At 58.1% G+C, this 7,767-nt stretch carries 9 protein-coding genes; 7 read left to right on the forward strand and 2 right to left on the reverse strand.

Annotated features, from left to right (window positions below):
• From OQK_RS16185 to OQK_RS16210, 6 genes are all read left to right on the forward strand, one after another.
• Window positions 1-468 (forward strand): COX aromatic rich motif-containing protein (locus tag OQK_RS16185; protein ID WP_016773301.1); only part of this gene is annotated, 468 nt, incomplete at its 5' end.
• Window positions 469-471: 3 nt separating this feature from the next.
• Window positions 472-2,502, forward strand: a complete 2,031-nt coding sequence (cyoB, locus tag OQK_RS16190) for a cytochrome o ubiquinol oxidase subunit I (protein ID WP_016773302.1) — start codon at window positions 472-474, stop codon at window positions 2,500-2,502.
• Between the two features lie 3 nt (window positions 2,503-2,505).
• Entirely contained in the window at window positions 2,506-3,129 is a 624-nt protein-coding gene (cyoC, locus tag OQK_RS16195; protein WP_016773303.1) for a cytochrome o ubiquinol oxidase subunit III, read from the forward strand.
• Window positions 3,129-3,464 (forward strand): cytochrome o ubiquinol oxidase subunit IV, encoded by a 336-nt coding sequence (gene cyoD, locus OQK_RS16200; RefSeq protein ID WP_016773304.1) that lies wholly within the window; start codon window positions 3,129-3,131, stop codon window positions 3,462-3,464. The genes cyoC and cyoD overlap by 1 nt, the downstream gene beginning before the upstream one ends.
• A gap of 10 nt (window positions 3,465-3,474) precedes the next feature.
• Window positions 3,475-4,362: a heme o synthase gene (cyoE, locus tag OQK_RS16205; protein ID WP_016773305.1), complete on the forward strand. Its 888-nt coding sequence runs from the start codon at window positions 3,475-3,477 to the stop codon at window positions 4,360-4,362.
• 236 nt (window positions 4,363-4,598) lie between these two features.
• A complete protein-coding gene (locus OQK_RS16210) occupies window positions 4,599-5,090 on the forward strand; it encodes a RidA family protein (RefSeq protein ID WP_016773306.1) in 492 nt (163 codons plus the stop codon).
• A 256-nt stretch (window positions 5,091-5,346) separates the two neighbouring features.
• On the opposite strand, the gene OQK_RS16215 is transcribed toward OQK_RS16210, so the two are convergent.
• Together OQK_RS16215 and OQK_RS16220 are read right to left on the reverse strand one after the other, a co-directional pair.
• The gene (locus OQK_RS16215; protein WP_016773307.1) at window positions 5,347-6,048 is read right to left on the reverse strand and encodes a hypothetical protein; all 702 of its coding nucleotides are present in this window, start codon (window positions 6,046-6,048) and stop codon (window positions 5,347-5,349) included.
• A gap of 134 nt (window positions 6,049-6,182) precedes the next feature.
• A complete protein-coding gene (locus OQK_RS16220) occupies window positions 6,183-7,109 on the reverse strand; it encodes a LysR family transcriptional regulator (protein WP_016773308.1) in 927 nt (308 codons plus the stop codon).
• 102 nt (window positions 7,110-7,211) lie between these two features.
• Between OQK_RS16220 and OQK_RS16225 the strand changes: the two genes are divergently transcribed.
• Window positions 7,212-7,767 (forward strand): aminotransferase class III-fold pyridoxal phosphate-dependent enzyme (locus tag OQK_RS16225; RefSeq protein WP_016773309.1); only part of this gene is annotated, 556 nt, incomplete at its 3' end.

Here is a 7,767-nt window from a genome sequence, read left to right on the forward strand (position 1 = left end):
CCAATCAACTTCAAGATCACCTCCGATGCCGTGATGAACTCGTTCTTCATCCCGGGCCTGGGCGGCCAGATCTACGCGATGGCGGGCATGCAGACCAAGCTGCACCTGATCGCTGACCGCAACGCTGAAATGGACGGTATCTCCGCCAACTACAGCGGTGCCGGTTTCACCGGTATGAAATTCAAGGCTATCTCCACTACTCAGGAAGATTTCGACGCCTGGGTAAGTGAAGTCAAGAAGTCGCCTAAACAGCTTGATCAGGCTGAATACGCGGCCCTGGCCAAACCGAGCCAGAACAACCCAGTCGAACTCTACTCGTCGGTCACGCCGAACCAGTTCCAGATCATCGTCGACAAGTACGAAGGTATGAAGCCGGGCAAGCCGCTGAAGCACGAGAAGAAAGAGAAAGAAGTGGCGGCCACGGATATTGACGCGGGTTCGCATTCAGCTGCCGGGGCAGAGGAGTAAACGATGTTTGGTAAATTAAGTTGGGAAGCAGTCCCATTCCACGAGCCGATCGTGATGGTGACCATCGCCATGATCGCCCTCGGTGGTCTGGCGCTGTTCGCTGCGATCACTTACTTCAAGAAGTGGACGTACCTGTGGACCGAGTGGCTGACTTCGGTCGACCACAAGAAAATCGGCGTGATGTACATCATCGTCGCCATGGTCATGCTGCTGCGCGGCTTTGCCGATGCGATCATGATGCGTACCCAGCTGGCCATGGCCACCGAGGGTTCGCCTGGCTACCTGCCACCTGAACACTATGACCAGATCTTCACCGCTCACGGTGTGATCATGATCATCTTCATGGCGATGCCATTCTTCACCGGCCTGATGAACCTTGCAGTGCCGCTGCAGATCGGCGCGCGTGACGTTGCGTTCCCGTTCCTGAACTCCCTGAGCTTCTGGCTGCTGGTGTCCGGCGTTGTGCTGATCAACCTGTCGCTGGGTATCGGTGAATTCGCCAAGACCGGTTGGGTTGCATATCCGCCGCTGTCGGGTCTGCAATACAGTCCTGGCGTGGGTATGGATTACTACATCTGGGCGCTACAGCTATCCGGATTGGGTACGACGTTAACCGGGGTCAACTTCCTCGCGACCGTACTGAAAATGCGTACCCCTGGCATGAAACTGATGGACATGCCGATCTTCACCTGGACCTGCACCTGGGCAAACGTTCTGATCGTGGCTTCGTTCCCGATCCTGACCGCTACCCTGGCACTGCTGACCCTTGACCGTTACATGGATTTCCACATTTTCACCAATGAACTTGGTGGCAATCCGATGATGTACGTCAACCTGTTCTGGGCGTGGGGCCACCCTGAGGTTTACATCCTGATCCTGCCGGCCTTCGGCATCTTCTCGGAAGTGATCTCGGCCTTCACCGGCAAGAAACTGTTCGGCCACCACTCGATGATCTACGCCTCGGGCGCGATCTCGGTACTGGGCTTCATGGTCTGGCTGCACCACTTCTTCACCATGGGTTCGGGGGCAAGCGTCAACGCCTTCTTCGGTCTGGCGACGATGCTGATTTCCATCCCGACGGGTGTGAAGCTGTTCAACTGGCTGTTCACCATCTACCAGGGCCGTCTGCGCTTCACCAGCCAGGTCATGTGGACTCTGGGCTTCATGGTGACCTTCGCCATCGGCGGCATGACCGGCGTACTGCTGGCCATCCCGGGTGCTGACTTCGTGCTGCACAACAGCCTGTTCGTGATCGCGCACTTCCACAACGTGATCATTGGCGGTGCGGTATTCGGTTACATCGCTGGCTTCGCGTTCTACTTCCCGAAAGCCTTCGGCTTCAAGCTGCACGAAGGCTGGGGTAAAGCAGCGTTCTGGTTCTGGATCTCGGGCTTCTTCGTCGCGTTCATGCCGCTCTATGCACTGGGCTTCATGGGCATGACCCGTCGTCTGAACGCCACCACCAACCCTGAGTGGGTACCGTACCTGTACGTTGCCATGTTCGGTGCGGTGATGATTGCTGTCGGTATCGCCTGCCAACTGATCCAGCTGTACGTCAGTGTGCGTGACCGCAACAAGCCAGAGAACGTTTGCGATCACGGTGACCCGTGGAATGCACACACCCTGGAATGGTCGACCTCGTCGCCACCACCGTTCTACAACTTCGCTGTGCTGCCTAAGGCTGACTGCATCGACCCGTTCACCGAAGCCAAGGAAAACGGTACTGCGTACCAGCGTCCGGCCAAGTACGAGCCGATCCACATGCCGAACAACACCGCCACTGGCGTGGTGATGGGCGCGCTGTTGACCGTCTTCGGTTTCGCGATGATCTGGCACATCTGGTGGCTGGCGATCGCGAGCCTGGTGGGCACCGTCGTTTACTTCGTGATCCACGCTGCACGTGACGACCAGGGCTATATGGTTCCGGTTGAAACGATCGAGCGTATCGAAGCCGAGCAGCACAAGCGTCTGGTCGCGGCAGGGAAAATCCCGGCCAATGCCACCCGTGTTGAAACCTCGTTGGAACAGGCTTAAACCATGTCGAATTTAGTGACCAATGTTGGACACGCCCATGGTGACCATGGGCACGATGACCATCACCACGACTCGGGCGAGATGACCGTATACGGTTTCTGGCTCTACCTGATGACCGACTGCATTCTGTTTGCGTCGATCTTCGCGGTGTACGCAGTACTGGTAAACAACGTTGCCGGTGGCCCGTCGGGCCACGACATCTTCGAACTGCCATACGTGCTGGGCGAAACCGCTCTGCTGTTGTTCAGTTCGATCACCTACGGCTTCGCCATGCTGGCGTTGTACAAGGGCAAGAAGCAGGCGGTCCTGGGCTGGTTGTTCATGACCTTCCTGCTCGGCGCGGGCTTCATCGCCATGGAGATCAACGAGTTCCACCTGCTGATCTCCGAGGGCTTTGGTCCTAGCCGTTCGGGCTTCCTGTCGGCGTTCTTCACCCTGGTCGGTACCCACGGTCTGCACGTTTCGGCCGGTCTGATCTGGATGGGCATCATGATGTATCAGGTCAACAAGCATGGCCTGACGTCGACCAACAAGACCCGTCTGAGCTGCCTGAGCCTGTTCTGGCACTTCCTGGACGTGGTCTGGATCTGCGTCTTCACCGTTGTTTACCTGATGGGGACTCTGTAATGGCTAATGCACACTCCAATGACAGCCACGATGCTGGCCACGGCAGCGTCAAGTCGTACGCCATCGGCTTCATCCTGTCGGTAATCCTGACCGTCATTCCGTTCGGTCTGGTGATGTACCCGACCCTGCCGAAGTCGACGACGCTGGCAATCGTTCTGCTGTTCGCAGTGATCCAGGTTATCGTTCACCTGTATTACTTCCTGCACTTGGACCGTTCCATTGCACAGCGTAACAACGTGATCGCATTCGTCTTTACGGCGATCGTGATCGTGCTGCTGGTTGGCCTGTCGCTGTGGATCATGTTCAGCATCCACACGTACATGATGGCGAAGTGAGGTAGACCCGATGTCGCTCAAGCACTTTATCCAAATCACCAAACCGGGGATCATTTTCGGTAACGTGCTTTCTGTGGCAGGCGGGTTCTTCCTGGCCTCGAAAGGGCATGTCGATCTGGCGGTGTTTCTGGCCGCCATGATTGGTACTTCCCTGGTCGTGGCCTCCGGTTGCGTGTTCAACAACTGCATCGACCGCGACATCGACCTGAAGATGGAACGCACCAAGAACCGTGTGCTGGTCCAGGGCCTCATCTCCCTGAAACTGGCCCTGGTTTACGCGACCATTCTGGGTGTTCTCGGCGTTGCCTTGTTGTACAAGGTGGCCAACCCGTTGGCTGCCTTGTTCGCAGTAATCGGTTTCATCATCTACGTCGGCTTCTACAGCCTGTACCTCAAGCGCAAGTCGGTTCACGGCACGCTGGTGGGCAGTCTGTCGGGCGCCATGCCGCCAGTGATCGGTTACGTTGCCGTGACCAACAGCTTCGACATGGCCGCACTGACCCTGCTGGTGATGTTCAGCCTGTGGCAGATGCCGCATTCCTACGCCATCGCGATCTTCCGTTTCAACGATTACCTGGCCGCATCGATTCCGGTGCTGCCAGTGAAACGCGGCATTCAAGTGGCGAAGAAGCACATCCTGCTCTACATCCTGGCGTTCCTCGTGGCGACCTTGATGCTGACCTTCAGCGGCTACGCCGGCATGAGCTACCTCGCCGTCGCCGCCGCCATGGGCATGTACTGGCTGTACATGGCCTGGACCGGCTACAAGGCAGTCGATGACACCGTCTGGGCACGCAAGCTGTTCGTGTTCTCGATCTTCACCATCACTGCGTTGAGCGTCATGATGTCCCTGGACTTCAAGGTGCCGACAGAGCTGTTGCTGACGTACGCGCCGTAAGGTTTGCAAGCTTCAGAAAAAACCCCGCACGTTGAGAGATGTGCGGGGTTTTTTGTTGGCTGAAATATGCTCGTTCGGGGTGCGGCCATTCGCGGGCAGGCTCGCTCCCACAGTTTGCGGTTGCGGCTATTCGGTAAAAGACCTAGATTCGGATCCAACCCCGACAGTAGTAGCTCCAAGCCATCCACCGGTGCTCGACTGTCCTAACCCGTGCATTGATCAAAAGGCTGGGCGCAATGACCGAACGGATGACCTGCGATGAGCGCTTTATCGCCCTGGCCGAAGAACTCAACTACGACATCTATGGCGAGAACACCGCCGGTGGCAATTACGCGCCGCTGATCCGTCATCACGACGAGCTCTACATCAGCGGCATGGTGCCGCGGGTCAATGGCAAGATCCTGTATCCCGGTCGCGTGGGGCTGGAATTGAACCTCAAGGATGCGCAAGCCGCGGCGAGCATCAGCGCCATGCGTTGCCTGGCGCTGATCGTCGATGCGGTCGGTTCGCTGGACAAGATTCGCGCGTTGTTGCGGGTCACGGTGTATGTGAAGTCGACCGCTGATTTTGTCGACCTGAGCGAAGTGGCCAACGGCGCTTCGGATGTGTTCAGCCATGTGCTGGGCGATGCCGGACGGCATACGCGCACGACCATCGGCGTGTATCAGTTGCCGAAGAATGCGGCGATTGAAGTGGACATGATTGCGGCGTTGCATCCTTCGGCTTGAGGGGGGTAGCTGTTTGCCCTAACCCTAACCCTCTCCCGGAGGGAGAGGGGACTGACTGAGGGGCTCTCAAGATATACGCCGACCTGAAATACCGAGCCGAACTCAGGTTTGAAAATCACACAAGTCGGCTCCCTCTCCCTCGGGAGAGGGCTGGGGTGAGGGGCGACGATTTTCGCCTCCTCACGAATCACAAGCCGGACAACAAAAAGCCCCGCCTGAATCTCAGTGCGGGGCTTTTTCGCAAGCGCTTTGCAGATTACTGCGCCGCGATGCTATACCCATCAAACGCAGTCTGCTGCTGCAGCGCGGTGATGATGTTCTTGCGGTTCACCGCCTGTTCCGTACCGGCGTTATCGACGAAGGTTTCGCTCTCCAGCTCGGCTTCATCGCCTTCACCCACGAAGGTGAAACCGAGGAATTCCAGCGCCTCACGATCAACGTTCAGACGCGAACGCGGGGTGCGCATTGGCAGGGTCACGCTGGCGCCGTCCTTGCTGATGGTGAAGATTTCCACTTCTTTCTTCTTCGCAGCTTTGCTCTTGCCGCCGCTCGGATTGCTGATCGCCTGATGGGTCTGATTCAGCACCTTCAGCGCCAGGCCATAGACGATTTCCTGAAATGCCGGATCGTCCTTGAAGCTGGACAGAATGCGTCCGATCGAGAACTTGCTGCTCAGGTCTTCCAGCGCGGCGATGTCGGCTGCCTCGGCGTCTTTCAGGCGCTTGAGTTCGCCCATCAGCTCGTACGCCTTGTCGTCATCAAAACTGTCATGCGCCTGACGGATCGCCGCACGCAATTCACGGATCTGGTCGCTTTCGCGGGTCGACTGGAACGCGTCCAGGACCATCTCGCTGATGATTTTGGCTTGTGGCAGGTGTTGTGAAAGATTGATGGAGTTTTCGTATTCCGCTTTGGACGACTGGGTGACTACGGATTCAGCGGTGTTGAAATCGGACATTGAAATTTCACTACTTTTTAACTTGAGTTGAGGCGAGAAAGCACGAGGTCTTTTTCAGGCCGACTAATTTAGGGGAGCGGGGCGGCGTTGTCACGGAGCAACGGTCTGGTGGTCGGGATTTTTCCCGGCGTGCGTTATTTTCCGAGCATGGCGTCAGCGGGTTTCCCCCACGTACGCATCGCAAACTCGACAAAGCGTCTCAGCTTCGGCAATCGATAGCGATCCTGCGCATACAACAGATGCATCGGCCTGCTTGGCGGTTGGTAGTCCGTCATTACCCTGACCAGTTTGCCGTCGCGCAGATCCTGTTCCACCAGCGCGTCGGGCAGCATCATGATGCCCATGCCGTTGCGCGCTGCCTGGTGCAAACCGGCGGAGCTGTTGATCAGCATCGGTCCGCTGACGTCGACGAGGACTTCGCCTTCCGGGCCGCTCAGACGCCAGCGTTTTTCCACCGATTGCCAGTCATCGCCAGCCGGGTAGGCGAAGGACAGGCAATCGTGTTGCTGCAAATCCTGTGGCGTGTGCGGCATGCCGCGCCGCGCGATGTAATCAGGGGAAGCGCAGACCGTCAGGGTGTAGTCGATCAAGGGCCGGGCGATCAGGTTGGATTGGTCGAAATTGCCCAGGCGGAATGCGACATCGAGGCCGTTCTCCAGCAGATCCGGACGGCTGTTGGTCAGCACCACGTCGAGCTTCACTTGCGGATAGAGCAAGGAGTATTCGCTGAGAGCCGGGGTCAGTCGTTCGACGCCGAAGGTCAGCGGCGCGGTGATACGCAGCAAGCCGCGCGGCTCGTCCGACGCTTGTTCAGCAAGGCGTTCGGAGTCGGCCACCAGGCCGAGCACTTCCAGGCAGCGCTGATAATAGACGCTGCCGAATTCGGTCAGGCGCTGGCGGCGCGTGGTGCGTTGCAGCAGTTGCACGCCGAGCCGTTGCTCCAGCGCGCGCAGATGATTGCCCACCATCGTCGTCGACATTTCGCACTTCGCAGCGGCGGCCGTCATGCTCCCGGTTTCGACCACCTTGACGTACACGCCCATCGACTGAAACAAATCCATTATCAAGCTCGGCTTTTAAATGATTGAAGTTTTTCCGGGTTTATCCAGCTCAGGTGGCTAACCATACTGCAAAAACACCGACCTGCAATGGAGTTTCACGTCATGACCGCCGCCCTGATGAACACCTACCAACCCCTGGCCCTGAGTTTCACCAAGGGCCTGGGCACGCGCCTGTGGGATCAGGCGGGGCGCGAATATCTGGATGCCGTTGCCGGTGTGGCAGTGACCAATGTCGGCCACTCGCATCCGCGCATCGTCGCGGCGATCAGCGAGCAAGCGGGGCTGCTGCTGCACACCTCAAACCTGTACAGCATCGACTGGCAGCAACAACTGGCCAAACGGCTGACGGCGTTGTCGGGGATGGAGCGCGCGTTCTTCAACAACTCCGGCGCCGAAGCGAACGAGACCGCACTGAAACTGGCGCGTCTGTACGGCTGGCGCAAAGGCATCGAGCAGCCGCTGGTGGTGGTCATGGTCAACGCGTTTCATGGCCGCACCCTTGGCACCTTGTCCGCCAGCGATGGCCCGGCAGTGCGCCTGGGATTCAACGAACTGCCAGGGGACTTCGTCAAAGTGCCGTTCGGCGATCTCCCGGCGCTGGAGCAAATACAGCGCAAACACGGCGCGCGCATCGTGGCGATTCTGGTCGAACCGATCC

Origin of the sequence: Pseudomonas sp. R62, from assembly GCF_000257605.1 — a bacterium.
GTDB classification, from domain to species: domain Bacteria; phylum Pseudomonadota; class Gammaproteobacteria; order Pseudomonadales; family Pseudomonadaceae; genus Aquipseudomonas; species Aquipseudomonas atacamensis.